This is a genomic window from Streptomyces sp. NPDC048370 (genome assembly GCF_043200825.1).
GTDB lineage: Bacteria > Actinomycetota > Actinomycetes > Streptomycetales > Streptomycetaceae > Streptomyces.
This window is the reverse complement of sequence record NZ_JBICYI010000009.1, coordinates 74,996-90,542: the sequence shown is the minus strand read 5'-3', so window position 1 is coordinate 90,542 and position 15,547 is coordinate 74,996. Positions and strand designations below refer to the sequence as shown.

11 protein-coding genes are annotated in these 15,547 nt (G+C 73.6%); all 11 read right to left on the bottom strand.

Going from position 1 to position 15,547, the window contains the following annotated elements:
• Window positions 1-55: 55 nt before the first annotated feature.
• Window positions 56-1,879: a VgrG-related protein gene (locus ACGFYP_RS20590; RefSeq protein ID WP_393495292.1), complete on the bottom strand. Its 1,824-nt coding sequence runs from the start codon at window positions 1,877-1,879 to the stop codon at window positions 56-58.
• Entirely contained in the window at window positions 1,876-2,595 is a 720-nt protein-coding gene (locus ACGFYP_RS20585) for a peptidase M23 (protein WP_393495289.1), read from the bottom strand. The genes ACGFYP_RS20590 and ACGFYP_RS20585 overlap by 4 nt, the downstream gene beginning before the upstream one ends.
• Before the next feature lie 37 nt (window positions 2,596-2,632).
• Complete coding sequence (locus tag ACGFYP_RS20580; protein WP_361959691.1) at window positions 2,633-3,058, bottom strand: phage tail protein; 426 nt, start codon at window positions 3,056-3,058, stop codon at window positions 2,633-2,635.
• Between the two features lie 107 nt (window positions 3,059-3,165).
• Entirely contained in the window at window positions 3,166-6,342 is a 3,177-nt protein-coding gene (locus ACGFYP_RS20575) for a hypothetical protein (protein ID WP_393495284.1), read from the bottom strand.
• Window positions 6,343-6,351: 9 nt separating this feature from the next.
• Window positions 6,352-6,510, bottom strand: coding sequence for a DUF6760 family protein (locus ACGFYP_RS20570; protein WP_176729256.1), 159 nt, complete (start codon window positions 6,508-6,510; stop codon window positions 6,352-6,354).
• Entirely contained in the window at window positions 6,507-7,004 is a 498-nt protein-coding gene (locus tag ACGFYP_RS20565; protein WP_393495280.1) for a hypothetical protein, read from the bottom strand. Before ACGFYP_RS20565 ends, ACGFYP_RS20570 begins: the two co-directional genes overlap by 4 nt.
• Window positions 7,001-7,441 carry a phage tail protein gene (locus tag ACGFYP_RS20560; protein WP_361959700.1) on the bottom strand — a complete coding sequence of 147 codons (441 nt, stop codon included), beginning with the start codon at window positions 7,439-7,441 and terminating at the stop codon, window positions 7,001-7,003. Before ACGFYP_RS20560 ends, ACGFYP_RS20565 begins: the two co-directional genes overlap by 4 nt.
• Before the next feature lie 84 nt (window positions 7,442-7,525).
• Complete coding sequence (locus ACGFYP_RS20555) at window positions 7,526-9,076, bottom strand: phage tail sheath family protein (protein WP_393495276.1); 1,551 nt, start codon at window positions 9,074-9,076, stop codon at window positions 7,526-7,528.
• A gap of 214 nt (window positions 9,077-9,290) precedes the next feature.
• Window positions 9,291-11,567, bottom strand: coding sequence for an ATP-binding protein (locus ACGFYP_RS20550; protein WP_393495766.1), 2,277 nt, complete (start codon window positions 11,565-11,567; stop codon window positions 9,291-9,293).
• A gap of 29 nt (window positions 11,568-11,596) precedes the next feature.
• The gene (locus ACGFYP_RS20545) at window positions 11,597-12,295 is read right to left on the bottom strand and encodes a DUF4255 domain-containing protein (protein WP_393495273.1); all 699 of its coding nucleotides are present in this window, start codon (window positions 12,293-12,295) and stop codon (window positions 11,597-11,599) included.
• Window positions 12,292-15,468 (bottom strand): hypothetical protein, encoded by a 3,177-nt coding sequence (locus ACGFYP_RS20540; RefSeq protein ID WP_393495270.1) that lies wholly within the window; start codon window positions 15,466-15,468, stop codon window positions 12,292-12,294. Before ACGFYP_RS20540 ends, ACGFYP_RS20545 begins: the two co-directional genes overlap by 4 nt.
• Window positions 15,469-15,547 lie beyond the last annotated feature (79 nt).

The following is a 15,547-nucleotide window of genomic DNA, read 5'->3' as shown; positions in this document are numbered from 1 at the left end:
TCCTTGCTGGTGACGAAGTCGAAGCGGTACGGGGGTGGGGAACCCGGTGGGCGGATCAGTTGAGGTTGATGACCGCCGCCTTGACCGTCGCCGCCGTCCCGCCGGTGACGGTGACCCCGGTCTTGGCGCTGATGTTCATCGAGGTCTTGGCGTCGATGTTCATCAAGGTCGTGGCGTTGATGTTCACGGTCTGACCGTTCAGGTTGAGCGTGCCCAGGCCCGCGTCCAGCGTGATCTCCCTCGGGGTCAGCGACATCGACGTCAGCGGACTTCTGCCTGTCGGGTCGTAGACGGTGACGTCGATCTGGTCGAGGCGTTCGTCGAGCTGCACCTCCAGTCGCCCGTTGCCACTGGCCAGGCGCAGCCCGGAGACGCCGGTCCTGGTGTCGAGCAGTTCGAGGCGGTGGCCCGAGCGGGACACCAGGGAACGGCGCTGAACCTTGCCGCTGGTCTTGTCGATGAGCGGTACGTCGTGCTTCGACGGCTTGTCGACGCCGTTGTAGAGGCCGCCGATCACGTACGGGCTGTCCAGCAGCCCCTGTTCGAAGCCGACGAGGACCTCGTCGTTGACCTCGGGGCTGAAGACCCCGCCGCCGCCTTTGCCACCCCACTGGACGGTCCGTACCCAGTCCGTCTCGTACGTCTCGTCGAGCCAGGGGAACGTCAGCTTCACCCAGCCGCGCTGCTGACGGCCCACCTCACGCACGTTGGTGACCACGCCGATGGCGAGACCCGGCATCCGCCCGGAGCGTGCGGGCGCTTCGGCGCCCGAGGCGAGGCCGAGGAGGGAGCGGTCGGGCGAGGCGCTGACCACGACCGTCGTACGGTAGCCGCCCGCCGGCTCCAGGACGTGGTGGACGGCGGTGGCCGTGTACCGGCCGGAGAAGTCCTTGCCCACGTTGCCGAGGGTGACCGGGGTGCCCGCGCGAAGCTTGGGGTTCCCGTCGACGACCGCCTCGAACTCGCCGAACCCGGCGCTCACCGACTCGGCCACGGAATCGGCCACGGCCTTCGTATCGGCCTTCGTACGGTACGGGGTGTCGGCGACGGTGATCTCCGCCTTCTTGCCGAACGCGGACGCCTTCGACGGGGAGAGCCCCGGGACGAGGGTTTTGCTGGCGACGGAGGCCGCGGTCCCCACCAGCGGCATCTTGGTGTTCATGTTCCAGCCCCGCACGTTCACCTTGCTCGCCCCGTCGGCGGCCGTCAGGACGGCACGGAGAGCGTGCAGGTTGGCGCCGTACTCCAGGACCATCGGGCTCGCGGTCGCCCGGGTGGACGGGGCCGGCGCGGCCGAGGCGGGCTTCGGCTTCACGAACTGGAGCATGCCCTTCTCGTCGACCCGCACCTGGGCGCCGCTCTCCCCCGCCAGGTACTGGAGGAACTCCCAGTCGGAGACGTTGGGTTGGGAGATCTGCTTGTGCATGCCCCGCGCGGCCTGGACCTTGCCGACGGGCAGTCCGGCCCCGGCGGCGATCTGCTTGACGATGGCCGCCGTCGTCATGTTGCGGAACGCGACGACCTTGCGGCCACGCTGGAGGCGGTGCACCTTGGAGTGCGCGCGGATCACCGTGAACGAGCCCGTGTCGTCGGTGTCCAGCTCCAGCGCCGTCACCTCGCCCGTGAACAGCCGCACATGGGACTGCCCGGCCTGGGCGGTCGCGACCGAGATCTTCAGCTGTGTGCCGATAGTGATCTTGGTTTCGGTGAGCAGGTGGTGGTTCGGGTCGCGGTACGTCACCAGGGCGGTGTCCGGCAGTCCGACGTTCTCGTCGACCACGCAGCTGACCAACTGCTTGACCCAGGGGTCCGGCAGTGGGGCCGGGGCCTCGACGATCGGGTCGGCCGCGAACGACCGGCCGCCTCGGCTCGGACTCATTCTCCCTCCTCGGGGGTCTCGTCCTCGTTGCTGGGCACGACGAGTTCCGTGCCGGGCACGAGCACCATGGGGTCGTCGACGTCGTTGGCCTCGGCGATGACCCGCCAGGCGGTGGCGTCGCCGTACTCGCGCCAGGCGAGCAACGGCAGGCTGTCGCCCGCGACGACGCGGTGCGTACGGCGCGCCTCGCGCGAGCCCGACGTCGGGTTCTGGCCCGCCGGGTCGACGCTCGCCTCCTCGATGGAGAGCGAGCAGGTGGCGCGCAGCGGCTTCCCGTCGACATCGAAGAGGCTGTAATTGACGGAGAAGTTGGAGAGGACGCCGTCGAAGGAGGTCGTCTTCGACTTGCCCCACTCGAACCGCACCCAGGGGCTGGCCGGTGTCTTGCGGGCCAGGCTGGCCTTGGTGGGCACGAGGGCGATCATGATCTTCTGCACGGTGTTCTCGACGGAGTTGTCGTGCTTCGCGGTCGCGTCGAGGAAGACCTCCAGCGAGAGCGACCGCGGTCCGCTGCCGACGAACTCGGGCAGGGCCGACTGGCCGGCCATCCGGGAGGGCGTACGCCGCCACTCGGTGGTCTTGCTCATCGACAAGGACGACGGGTTGAACTGGAGCTTGACGCGGGCGAGGGTGCCGCCGGGCTTGGCACCGACCTTCGCGGGCGGTTCCATGATCGTCAGTTGGGCTTGGGTGCGGTTGGCTCGGCCGCGTGCCATCGGGTACGTACCTCCTCTCGGCTGCCGGTGTCGGACGTCAGGACGGGCGCAGGCCCTCGTGGGCGATCTCCAGGGTTTCGATCGCCGCCTGGGAGTTGGCCGGGTCGAAGGACGGGCCCTGCCAGCTGACCGGGACGATGCCGAGCACCTGCCAGCCCACGATGGGGGTGAGATCGGGCTTGAGCGCGACGATCTCGCCGTCCTTGGGTTCGACCCGCTGGATGATCTCGTCGAACCAGCGCGCGATCTTGGCGGAATCGGCGGTCACCGGACGGGTCAGGGTGATGTTGGACCAGGTGATGCGGCCGGGGAGCTGCCAGGCGAAGCCGTTGTTGCCGCCCTCCGCGTACTGCTCCATCTCCACCTGGGCGCCGAGACCGGAGCAGGTGTGGAAGGCGCCCAGGTCGTTGCCGCCGATCGCGAGCCGGAAGAACACGCTCGTCGCGACGATGCTGTCCGTCATCTCTTTCTCCTTGCCCGGGGGCGCGTTCTGTGTTCGTTCGGGGTGGCGGTCCCTGCCGGTCCGGCGGGTCCGGCGGGGGTGCTGCTGGTGCCTGGTGCGGGCTCGGGTCAGCGGCGGTGGTCGTGAGGGCGGCCGGTGCGTTCCCGGCTGCGGCGCATCTCGTTCCGGAGCAGCCGGGACACCGGGTCGATCAGTGCCCTCGCGAGCTCGTCGAGCTCCTTGCCGCGGGGGACGGTCGGGCCGGTCTGGGTGCCGGTGGAGGTCGACTTGGACGTCGAGGTGGACGTCGAGGTGGAGGTGGACGTGGAGGTCGTCGAGGTGCCGGTCGACGTGGACGTGGGCGACACGTCGCGGGCGATCGGGATCACCGGGACGCCGCTGAGCCCCGCCTCGGCCATCCGCTGAACGGCCTTGGCCTGGAGCTGCCGGTTTGTCGCCGGTGCCCGCACGACGGGCGTCGCGGGCGGCTCGGCCACGGGGCCTGCGCCTCTCGTGTACGTCAACGGCTGGGCGGCCTGGCGCTGCACGGGGGCGGGGCGGGGGGACGACGGGGTGGTCGGGTCGAGGCGTACGACCGGTGGGGCGGGGGTGGTCGGGGTGGGGGTGGTCGGGGTGGGCTTCGTCGCCGGTTCCGGGTGGCTCGCGCGTTGGACCGGGCGGTCCGCCGGGGCGGTCGGGTCGGTCGGGGAGCCGCCGCGCCCGCTCGGGCGTGGCGGGGAGCCGCCGCGCCCGCTCGGGCGTGCGGCGGCGCGCTGGACGGACGCCGCCCGCGCGGGAGCCGGCTCCGCCGGCGTCTCGGGTGCGGGGTCCCTGCGCCACGTGGCCGCGACCACGGGGCGGGAGGGCGCCGCGGCCGCCGCGGGAGCGGGTACCGACCCGGAGAACCGTTCGGCGACGCGCGTACTGATGACCAGCGGCCGGTCGGCCAGCAGTCGGCGGGAGCGCTGGACGAAGGGGGCGACGGGGGTGGACCGGTTCGCCTTCACGCCGGGGGTGGCGGTCCGGTCGGCGGGGGCCGGCTTCCGTGCGGCGGCCGGTCCGGACGGCGGGGTGCCGACCTGGCCCGTCGTCGGCCGGGCCTCCGCGCCGGACGGCTTCTCCACCGCACGGGACACGGTCAACGGCTCCGGCCGGGGCTCTGACGGGTCGGCGAGCGGGACCGGCGACGAGTCCGCCGGGGCGGACACGCCCGAGCGGCCCTCCGACGCCCCGAGGATCGGGGCACTGTCCGGGCTGCTCGTCCTGTCGACCGCGCGCGACACCGGGACCATCGGCTCCGGCCGCGGCGCCGCCGGGTCGGCGAGCGGGACCACCGCCGGGTCCGCCGGGGTGGACGCGCCCGAGCGGCCCTCCGACGCCCCGAGGATCGGGGCACTGTCCGGGCTGCTCGTCCTCTCGACCGCTCGTGACACGGTCAGCGGCTCCGGGACCACCGGGGTGGAGGCTGACGAAGGGGTGTCCGAGCGGGGCGCCCTCTGCACCGCAGGGGCGGCCGAAGTCGGTCCGGTCGAGGGGGCCTTCGGCGCTCCGGGGGTCGGGCCGGTCGTCACCGGCCGTACGAGAGCGTCCGGGCGTGGGCCCGGGCCGGACGGGTGTTCCGCCGCGCGGGACACCGGAACCGGCGGAGGGGCGGTCGACCCGCCCGGGGGCGTGACGGCCGCCGGGCCTGACGGCCCTTCCACCGCGCGGGACACCGGAACCGCCGGAGGCACGGCCGGACCGGTCGAGGGCGTGACGGCACCCGGGCCGGACGGGCCCTCGGCCGTGCGGGGCACCCGGACCACCGGAGTGTCCGCCCCGGGCTGGGGCGGCGTCGGGGTGTTCGTGGAGGTGGTCTCACGGTTCGGGAGCGTGCGGCGCTGGATCGGCGACCCGCCGCCCAGCAGGGAGGCCGTCGGGGGGAGTTCGCGGAGCGGCGCGCCGAGACCGGACCGGGTCGGGCGGGGCGAAGGCGTCGGGGTGGGGGCCGGGGTCGACGGGGTCTCGGGTTCGGTCACGCGGCGCATGACCGGCATCGCCTGGGCGACGCCCGGCGCGGTCGGCGCCGTCGAGGTCGGGGTCGAGGTCGACGTCGGGGGCGTCGTGCCGCCGTCGAACTTCCGTGCCGTGGCGGGCAGTTCACCGATCGGCTCACCCAGGCCCGGGCGGGTCGCGGTACGCGGGGTCCGGTCCGCCGGGGCGGACGGGACCGGCTTCTCCCGTACGTCGTCGGTCGCCCGGTCGGCGGCCGTGGCCGGTGTGCGCGGCGGAACCGCGGCGAGCACACGCGGTGCCATCGCCGGGCGCCGGGCCACGACCAACGGGGCGCCGACCGGGCGCGGCCGGACAGGGGAACCCGGCCGAGTCCGCCGGGGGGCGGCGGACGTCTCGGGGGTCCGGGGTGCCGGACTCGTGGTGCTGGGCTCGTTCGTACCGGAGGGCTGAGGCGCCCTGCCCACGACGGGCAGCGCGTCGGAGCCGCTCGCGTCGGGGCCGTTCGCGTCGGGGCGCGCGGTGCCCCCCGGCGTACCGGAATCCGCGATGCGGCGGGACACCACCGGGGCCGCGCCCAGTACGGGGGCGGTCGTCACCGGGGCGGTCCCGTCCGCCGACGGTACGGCCGCGCGCTGGATCGGGTGCTCCGACGCCGAGTTCGCCCCTTCGGTAGCCGGCGACGTGAGCCGAGACACCACCAGCGGGTCCGAGGCCTCGGGCCGCGAGCCCTCATCCCGTGCCGCCGTCCGCTGGATCGGGTGCTCCGGATCCGGGTTCGCCCCTTCGGCGGCCGGCGTCGTACGCCGGGACACCAGCAGCGGATCCGAGGCTTCCGGCCCCGAGCCCGCGCCCGGTGCCGCCGCCCTCTGGATCGGGCGCTCCGGACCCAGGTCGGACCCCAGGTCCGGGCCCTCCGGCTCCGGCTCCCCGCCCACCGCACGCAGCAGCAGCGGGCCGCCGCCCGCGTACGGGGTCGGGCGTGAGGGTGTGGACGGGCGGGCGACGCCGTGGATCAGGCCGGCGGGCGCGGACGGCAGGAGGCCGTGGCCGAGGTCCGCCGTGAGCGTCGGGTTCTGCCAGGAGGCGAGGCCCGAGCGGAAGCGCAGCCCGTCGCTCACGCCCAGGGTCGAGCGGGCGATGGTGACCGGCGCCGGGGCTACCTCGCGCCAGCCGCCGTCCCAGTCCGGGATCCCCGTCGGGGCCTGCGGAGACGTGGCCTGAGCGGGCTCCCGTACAGCCGTGTCCCGCGAGGCCGACGCAGCCGACGTGGAAGACCCGCCGCCCTTCCGCAACCTGTCCCAGAAGCCCATGCCCTCACCTCACCCGCCTTCGTTCACCCGTGTGTTGATCCGCGCTATCTCCCGCACCCACTCCTGACGCTCCGCGTGGGTGAGGTCGAGGATGTCCTCGCGCTGCCAGTGGAAGTGGTAGGCGACGTACGCGATCTCCTCCCGCAGCCGGGGAAGGGCGTACGTCACGATTCCCCCAGGCGCCCGCCCGAGAGGTCCACCTCGAAGGGGCTGTGGCAGTGCGGGCAGGTCACCGCGGCGTGCGTGTGCCCCTCGCTGTTGATCCGCCGGTAGAAGTCCTGGAGGAAGGCGACGTCCGTGGCGTACATGCGCTCGACGACCCCGGCGTGGACGTCGGTGATCGTGCCCAGGGTGGTGATCACCTGGCTGAGCAGCACCACGCTCAGGTACGCCGGGTTCTCCTTCACCCGCAGGTCGATCTGCGGACGCAGCTCGTCCCTGGCCGTCGCGAGCCGCATGGAGCCCGTGCGGTGGACCGTGCCCTCGTCGTCGACGTACCCGCGCGGCAGCTCGAAGGTGAACTCGGTGCGGAACTCCTCGCGTTGCCGCGCCGGCCCCGGGGCCTGCGCGGCTGCCGGGGCGGGGGCGGCCGCCGGAGCGGCGGACGAGACGGCGTCGAGGAGCTCCTCCAGGTTGCCCGAAGTGACCGTCCTGCGCCTCATTCGATCACGATCTCCTCGAAGGTGATGGTCACCGTCTCGGTGGCGGCGCTGGACTCGCCGGCCTTGAGCGAGGGGCCTTCCCACTTGCTCGCCCAGCCCTGCATGAGCTGGATGCGGCGGACGGTCTCGCCCGCCGCGTCCTTGACCTCGATCGTGAGGTTCTGGCGGGCGGAGTCGACCGCGCCGTTCTCCAGCGTCTCCTTGACCCACTTGGTGAACTCGCTGCTCTTGTCCATGCCGCGGGTGATCGTCACCTCACCGGCCTGGCGCGCGCCCGGCTGCTTCTTGATGAGCAGCTTGCCGTCGGGGGTCACCTGCCGGACCTCGACCACGTCCTCCTCGTAGGACAGGCCGCTGATCTCCTGGATCGACTCGACCATGTAGCCGCCGAGCTGGACGCCGAAGATATGTGTGGAAAGAGCGTCGCCCTCTGCCATGACTGCTTTCACCTTTTCCTGTTACCCGTGTACCCGTTTGCCCGTTTATGTGCTGTCCCGTTGGCCCGTTGGCCCGTCGACGAATTACTCGTTGACGAGGCTGGTGCTGTCGGAGAACTGGGACAGCCGGAAGATCACGAACTCGGCGGGCTTGACCGGAGCGACACCGATCTCGCAGATCACCTGGCCGAGGTCGACCGACTCCGGCGGGTTGTTGTCGCGGTCGCACTTGACGTAGAACGCCTCCGCCGCGGTGCTCCCGAACAGGGCGCCCCGCCGCCACTCCTCGCTGAGGAAGGCGGTGACGTTCCGCCGGATGCTGGACCAGAGCCGTTCGTCGTTCGGCTCGAAGACCACCCACTGGGTGCCCAGGAGGATGGACTCCTCCAGGTAGTTGAAGAGCCGGCGGACGTTGAGGTAGCGCCAGGCCGGGTCCGACGACAGGGTGCGGGCACCCCAGATGCGGATGCCGCGGCCGGGGAAGGCGCGCACGCAGTTCACGCCGATCGGGTTGAGCAGGTCCTGCTCGCCCTTGCTGAGGCGGATCTCCAGGTCGACGGCGCCGCGGATGACCTCGTTGGCGGGGGCCTTGTGGACACCGCGCTCACCGTCGCTGCGCGCCCAGACGCCCGCGACGTGGCCGCTGGGCGGGACGGTGGTGTTGCGGCCCGTGGCCGGGTCGAAGACCGAGATCCAGGGGTAGTACAGGGTCGCGTAGCGGGAGTCGTAGCCGGCCTCGTCCTGGCGCCAGGTACGGATGCTCTGCGCGTTCATGTTCGGCGGGGAGTCCAGGACCGCGACGCGGTCGCCCATCTGCTCGCAGTGGGAGATGACGGCGAGCTGGACGGTACGGAGCCCCTCGGCGTCGATCGCGCCGCGCTGGTGGGCGCTCATCAGGTCCGGTACGGCGACCATGGTGATCTCGTCGATCGCCTCCAGGCCGGCGAAGCCGGTACGGGCGGAGGCGTCGCCCACGTACTCGTTCGGGTCGAGCCGCGCGACGCCGCCGGGGGCGGAGGCGGCCGGGGTCGCGGCCGGGGCGGCCGCCAGCGCGACGGTCTGCTTCTCGGGCCTGGTCTGCGCCGTGCCCGGCTGCTCGGCGATCTGGACGACCTTGGAGCCGCGCACCTGGTTGAGCAGATAGCCCTTGACGTTCTTGCGGACGGAGGCGTCGTACGTCTCCACCACCTTGTCGCCCTGGCGGACCAGCAGCTTGAAGCGGTCCTCCGGCGGGTTCTCGCCGTCGGCGTCGGCGATCTCCACCGAGACCTCCGCCCCGGCACCGGCGCGGGCCGACACCAGGAAGCCGCCGAGCGCGACGGGCGCGGGGGCCTGCAGGGCGGGCTGTCCCGCGTCGGCCTGGTCGGCCGCCGGGCCGCCGACGCGGACGACGTAGGCCGTACCGCCGCCGTTGGCGAAGTAGCCGTAGACGGAGTGGGCGAGGTAGGTGCCCTCCGTGAAGCCGCCGAACGTCTGGACGTACTGGTCCCAGTTGGTCACCAGGGTCGGGCGGTGGAAAGGCCCCTGCTCCGCGAACCCGACGAAGGCGGCAACCGCGGTGCCCACACCTTCGATCGGCCGCGCACCGGACTGCACCTCCTCCACGTACACGCCCGGGGTGAGGTACGACGGCATACTCGCTCCTTCAAGTGGCCACTGGGTCACCACCGAGTCTCACGCGCGCGATGTGCCTGGTCATAGGCCCGTAGGTCCCCGCCGAAGGGCAACGGCACTGCCTGAACGGGCAGGTGGGGTGCACCATCGCCCACATTCCCGGGCCGCCTCGCCGGCGCGACGGCACCTCGGGACCTCGCCAACCCGCCACCCCGGCTCCTTCGCGGAGGTCGCCTCAGCCGGTCGTCGGGGGCCGGTCGCTCCTCAGCCAGGGGCCGAACTCGCTCTCCAGGACCAGGCGTCCGAGCTTGCGGTACTCCTGCAGCACGGCGGAGACGACCTGCGCCATCCCGAGCGGCCCGCCCGCCTCCGCGGCGAGGTAGGCCGCCGTCACCGCGCAGGCACGGATCGAGCCGCCGGCGAGCTCGAAGCGGTCCGCGCAGAACGCCAGGTCGAGGTCGTCGTCCCGGGGCATCTCGGGGCCCAGGCAGCGGTCCCAGAGCGCCAGCCGCTGGTGCGCGTCGGGCATGGGGAAGTCGGCGATCACGTCGATACGGCGGGTGAACGCCTCGTCGAGGTTGGCCCGGAGGTTGGTGGTGAGGACGGCGATCCCGTCGAAGGACTCCATCCGCTGGAGCAGGTACGCCGATTCGATGTTGGCGTTGCGGTCGTGCGCGTCCTTCACCTCGGAGCGCTTGCCGAAGATCGCGTCCGCCTCGTCGAAGAGCAGGACGCCGTTGACCTCGGACGCCTCGACGAAGATCCGCTCCAGGTTCTTCTCCGTCTCGCCGATGTACTTGTCGACGACCGTGGAGAGGTCCACCACGTAGAGCTCCATGCCGAGTTCGGCGGCCACGACCTCCGCCGACATCGTCTTGCCCGTGCCGGACTCGCCCGCGAACAGGGCGATCACGCCGCGCCCGCGTCCGCCGCCGGGGCGCATCCGCCACTGGCCGAGGACCTGGTCGCGGTGGCGGGCGCGCAGGGCGAGTTCGCCGAGCTGGCGGCGGGTGGGCGGGGGCAGCACCAGGTCGTCCCAGCCGACGCCGGGTTCGATGCGGCGGGCGAGGCGTTCGAGGCCGGCGCCGTTCTGGCCGCGTACGGCGGCGCGCAGGTCCTGCGGGCCGACGGGGCGGCGCTCCGCCGCGGCCGCGCGGACGGCGACCGCGGCCGCCTTGCGCACCTGCTCGGCGTCGAGTCGGTACGAGGCGACGGCCGGGCCGAGTTCGTCGTCGCCGGGGACGGCGATGGGCGCGGCGCCGGGTACGGCGCTGGGTACGGCGCCCGCTACGGCGACGGGCGCGACGCCGGGCGGCGCGAGGCCGGAAGCGGCACCTGGCGCCCCGATCGTCTCCGTCGCCTCCGTCAGCGCCTGGCGCCACTGGGCGACCCGGCGGCCGCCGGTGGGCGGGCCGACGGTGAAGGGGACCGGGCTCTGGCGGGACCAGAGGGGGTCCCAGTTCTTGGTCCCGTAGGTGATCAGAGGGACGCCGGTCGCGGTGGCGCACAGCTCGCGCAACCACCGGGCCCGTTCGGGGCGTTCGGGTTCGAGCGCCTCGATCGGGCCGACCACGATGCCGCCGCCGCACAGCCGGGCCTCGGTCGCGAGGAGGTGCGGCACCCGGGCGACCTCGGGGTCGGCGGGGAGCGCGGCGATGTCCAGGACCAGGGGCCGGCGGCCTGCGGCCGTGAGCGCCTCGACGGCGACCCGGCCGGCGTCGCCGCCGCGGGACCGCACGTGGACCGGGCCGCGGCCGGTGACGGCGGCCTCCGCGACGCGCAGCACCGTGTCCTCGTAGCCCTCGGCCGGCTCCGGGCCGCCGGCTCCCGTGTCGACGAGACCGGCCAGTCGGGCGTCCGGCTCGTCGTCGCCGAGCAGATGGGCGGCGACCCGGTCCGGGACCCGGAGCGTCCGGGAGAGGAACGGACGGTCGGGCTCCGCGATCTCCAGGAGTCCGCCCCCGACGAGGGGCGAGGCGGCGGAGAACCGGAACCGCCCCGCGCCCGCGACGGGCAGCCCGCACAGGTCGAGGGCGAGTCCGATCGTCGGGCGCCGCCGGGTGAGGTCGTCGTTGAGGTAGCCGTACAGCGCCTCGAACCGGGCGTCGACGTCGGGGGCGAGGGCCACGAGGAGCAACTCCTCGTCCTGCGGGAGCAGTTGGAAGTCCTCTGCGAGTCGCCGAAGGCGCGACCCGGGCGATGCCGCGGGCCCGTCCGCGCGGGTGGTGGCGGTGGCGGTGGCCGAGGCCGTACCGGGGTGGAAGGCGGCCGGGGCCCGCAGGATCCGTTCCGCCCCTTCCGGGGTGAGGTACTGGCCCCGGTACGGGTCGTCGGGGGTCGGGTCGGTCGCGTGGCGCGCCGTCACGGCGTCGCGCACCCGCTGCTCGACGCGGGCGAGCCGCTCCCAGAGGTACGCGAGCCCGGCCGGGTCCCTTTCCACGACCGGGTCCACGACCGCGTCCCCGCCCTTGCTCCCGATCACCTTCACCTTCACGTCCACGTCCACGTCCATGTCCCCGTACGCCCGTACGTCGTCCTTGATCACCGCACCGGCCCCCGGTGGCGGCGCGTCGGCTCGGGCCTGTCGCGGGGGCCGGCGAAGCCGTGCGGACCGGGGTCGCCGGTGCCGTCGTAGCGCAGGCGCCTGCCGGGGTCCGCCGAGGTGTCGCCGGCCGTCGGGGCGACGCGTACCCGCAGCCCTTCGGTGACCGGCGGCGCGGCGTCGATGGGCTCGCCCGCGAGCGGGGCGAGGACCTTGAGGTCGATCGCCGCCTTCAGCTCGCCGCCGAGGGCCGACCACACGTCGCCGGCCGAGCGGCCCTGCTGGGCGCCGCCGGCCACCTCGATGGGCACGGCGAGGCCCAGTTGGAGCAGGGTCCCGGTGTGCAGGCGGGCGGGCAGCACGTCCGTGCGGGCCAGGCACCGGAGTACTTCGGAGAGCAGCCGGTGCTCGTCCTGCGGCCGGTTGGTCCAGGCCGTGACGAGGTAGGTGAGGTCGAACCAGCGGGGCGGGGTGCGGTAGGCCACGATCCGTCCGGTGTCGTCGTACTCCTCCAGCCTGCCGGTCCGCCGCCGTTCGACGTCCTCCTTGATGTCGTAGAGGAAGACGCTGATCGTCGGGGCGTTGCGGCGGGCCGCCCACTCCCGGGTCGGCGGGTCGAAGACCAGGTCGACCCCGCTCTCCGTGAGGCCGGACTCGGTGAGCAGCAGGCGGACCCCCTCGTCGATCTCGTGGATCACCGGCGGGCCACCTCGTCGGGCGGAGCGACGTTGCCCGTGACCACGAGGAAGGGCGTGGTGACCGGGGAGAAGCCGGCGCCCTTGGCGGTGATGACGCGCGGTCCCGTCTGGTCCTTGGAGAGGATCAGCAGCTGGGCGATGAACGTCCCGTCGGCGCGGGGGACGGTGGGCACGGCGGCCGCGGTGATGCCCGGCTTCCAGCTGAGCGTCACCGGCGTGCCCGGCGGGAAGTCCTTGCCGCGGACGGAGGTCACGAAGCCCGGCTTGCCGATGGGCGGCACGGCGATGATCTTGGGCTGGAGGATCCGGATGCGCTGGCGGGCCGTGTTGTCGGACGGATCGGCGTCGGTGCCGGAGGTGGTGAGCCGGCCGGTGGCGGTGGTCGTCAGGGCCTTGTTCGGGGACAGGACGATCGTGACGACGGTGGAGGCGCCGGGGGCGAGGTCGCCGAGGGCGCACACGTTGTTCGCGCACCCGGCGGGAGCCTTGCCCGCCGGGATTCCGCGCGGCAGGCCGAGCCGCAGGGTCAGTCCGGTGGCCAGGGCCTCCCGGCCGTTGCGGACGGTGTACGTGAGGACCACCTTGCCGCCGACGTAACCGGGTTCGGGCTGGGCGGTGATGGTCAGCGCGGGACCGGCCTTCGGCGCGGGCGGCGGCGGGGTCGGCTTCGGCGGGGTCGGGGTGGGCGTCGTCGGCGTCGGGGTCGGTGTCGGTGTCGGCGGCTCCGGGGCCTGCTCCACGGGGACGAGGGTCCGGCTGGTGTTGTCGGTCGGGCTGCGGTCGATGACCGCGCCCGTGACGGACCAGTCGACGACCCGGTCGCCGGGGGTCACGCCGGTCAGCCGCACGGTGATGGAGACGCTCTCGCCAGGCGTGAGGACGCCGAGTTCGCACTGCGGCGACCCGGGCTCGCACCGCCCCTTCGACGGGGTCAGCCCGTCGAGGCGGACGCCCGGGGGCGCGGCGGCCGTGAAGACGGTGCCGGGCGAGGCGGACGGGCCCTGGTTGGTGACGGTCACCGTCACCGTGCCGGCCCCGCCCTCGGTCACCGGGTCCGCGGTGGGCGGCGCGGTCACCGTCAGGTCGACGGACTGCTGGTACGCGGGCTCCTTCTGGCGGCCCGCGAGGGCACCGGTCAGGGACGTCACGGCGCCCGTGGCGATCTCGACGGTGGACAGGGCCTCCGGCGAGTTGACCGCGAGCTCCCGGCGGGAGCTGAACACGAGCCGGGACGCGTCCGGCGACCAGGCCACGTCACGCGCCTGGAACGGGCCGGTGGCGGAGGTGTCGGGGACCTCCCGGCGGCAGCCGTCCGGGTCGCCGGAGCGGCCGGTCGGCAGGAGGACCTGGCAGCCGCCCGAGGTCAGGTCGGTCACCAGGACGCTGTTGCGCTGGTTGACCCGGCCGCCGCCGTCCTTGCGGTTGAAGGCGAGGCGCTTGCCGTCGGGCGAGAACGCGGGGCTGTCGTCGATCACCTGGCAGCTGCTCGGGCAGAGTTCGGCGCTCAGGTTCCGCTGCCGGTCGAGGGCGTCCGCGGGCACGGTCCAGATGTGCTTGTTGCCGCCCCCGCCGTCGATGACCTGGTTACGGGTGAAGGCGAGGGTCTTGCCGTCCGAGGACCAGGTCGGCTGGGCGTCGCCGCCGGTCTGTCCCGCGGGCGGGCGCACCTGGCCGACGAGCGCGCCGGTCCTGGCGTCGGCGATGAGGATGCGGCTCGGGCCCGACGCCGAGCCGACGCCGCCGGGTGAGGTGCGGGCGAAGGCGAGGAACCTGCCGTCGGGCGAGAAGGCCGGGTCGGTGTCCCAGTCCTTGTCACCGCGGCCGGCGAGCGGGACGAGGGTGGGGTTCGAGCCGTCGGCGTCGGTCAGCCAGATCTTCTCGATCCGGCCGGTCTCGGGGTCGCCCTGGAAGCGGGAGACGACGATCCGCCGGCCGTCCGGGGTGTAGCTCTGCCGCTCGGTCCACGGGTCGTATGTCCCGGGCGGGTTGAAGAGCGGATCTCGCGCCGGGTCGGTGTTGGTCAGGGCGGTGGGGTCCTCGCGCAGGATCTTGACGCCGAGGTCGCGGGGGTCGGAGCCGTCGGGCCGTACGTCCTGGAGGTACGCGTGGTTGCGGGCCTCCGCGGTGGTGCGGGTGACGAGGACGGTGCCGCCGTTCTGCGGGCCGAGCCAGGTCGGCGAGTCGACGACCCGGTCCTCGTAGAGGAGGCTCTGGGCGGTTTCCGTGGAGTGGGCGACGGCCCGGTAGACGGTTTCGTACGGGTTGGTGCAGCCGCAGGGCCCGTTGATGCTGAGGAAGAGGATGGTGTCGCCGTCGGGCTGCCAGGCGGCCTGGCGGGTGTTCCAGCCGGCCTGTTCGCCGGAGAGAAGCGGGCCGTCGGCACCCGGTCCCGAGGTGACCCGAAGCCGGGGGCCGCTCGGGTCGGTGCCGGGCGCGGCGGTGTGGGTGTAGGCGACGAGGTCGCGGTTGACGGTGTCGTCGACCGGGTTCCAGGCGGGGTCGTCGGCGGTGCCGGCCGGACCGTCGCTGATCCTTTCGTACGCGCCGCCGTCGAGGGCCCGGCGGTAGATCTGCTTGCCGCGCAGGGGGTCGGCGTCGCTGACGTACGCGATCCTGGCGCCGTCGGGCGAGACGGTGGGCGCGGTCTCGTTCCTGCGGGGGGAGTCGGTGAGGCGGCGCTCCCCGGTTCCGTCCGTCCCCACGATCCAGAGGTCCCGCTGGGTTCCGCCGATGCCGGGTTCGGCGGAGTCGAAGACCACGAACCGGCCGTCCGGGGTGAGTTCGGGGTTGGCCGCGTCGCGCTCGGAGGTCAGCTTGCGGATGCCCCCGCCGCCGTCCCGCAGGTACACCTGGGGGCGCGTGCCGTCACGGAGGCTGATGAAGACGACCTGGTCGCCGCGGGCGTAGGCCTCGGTGTCGTAGTGCGCCGGGCCGGGGCCGAGCAGCGGTTCGCCGGTGGCCGGGTTGCCCGTGACGCGCCCGATGGAGCGGTGCTCGGTGCCCGCGTAGACGATGCGGCCGGTGTCGGCCGCGGCCGCCGCCGCGCGCAGGGGCACGGCGGCGGGGGTGGCGGCGCGCGGGGAGCTCACCGCGAGCATCGGCACCATCACCGCCACGGAGACGGCCAGTCTGGCCAGGCGCGTACGGCCTGCCGGGCGTGGGGTGCCGGTCACGTCCACCTCGCAGTCTGAGAACGGTTCACCGTGGACGAGCGTCACAGCCCCCGGCGCGCGGCGACAGGCCGCGAGTACC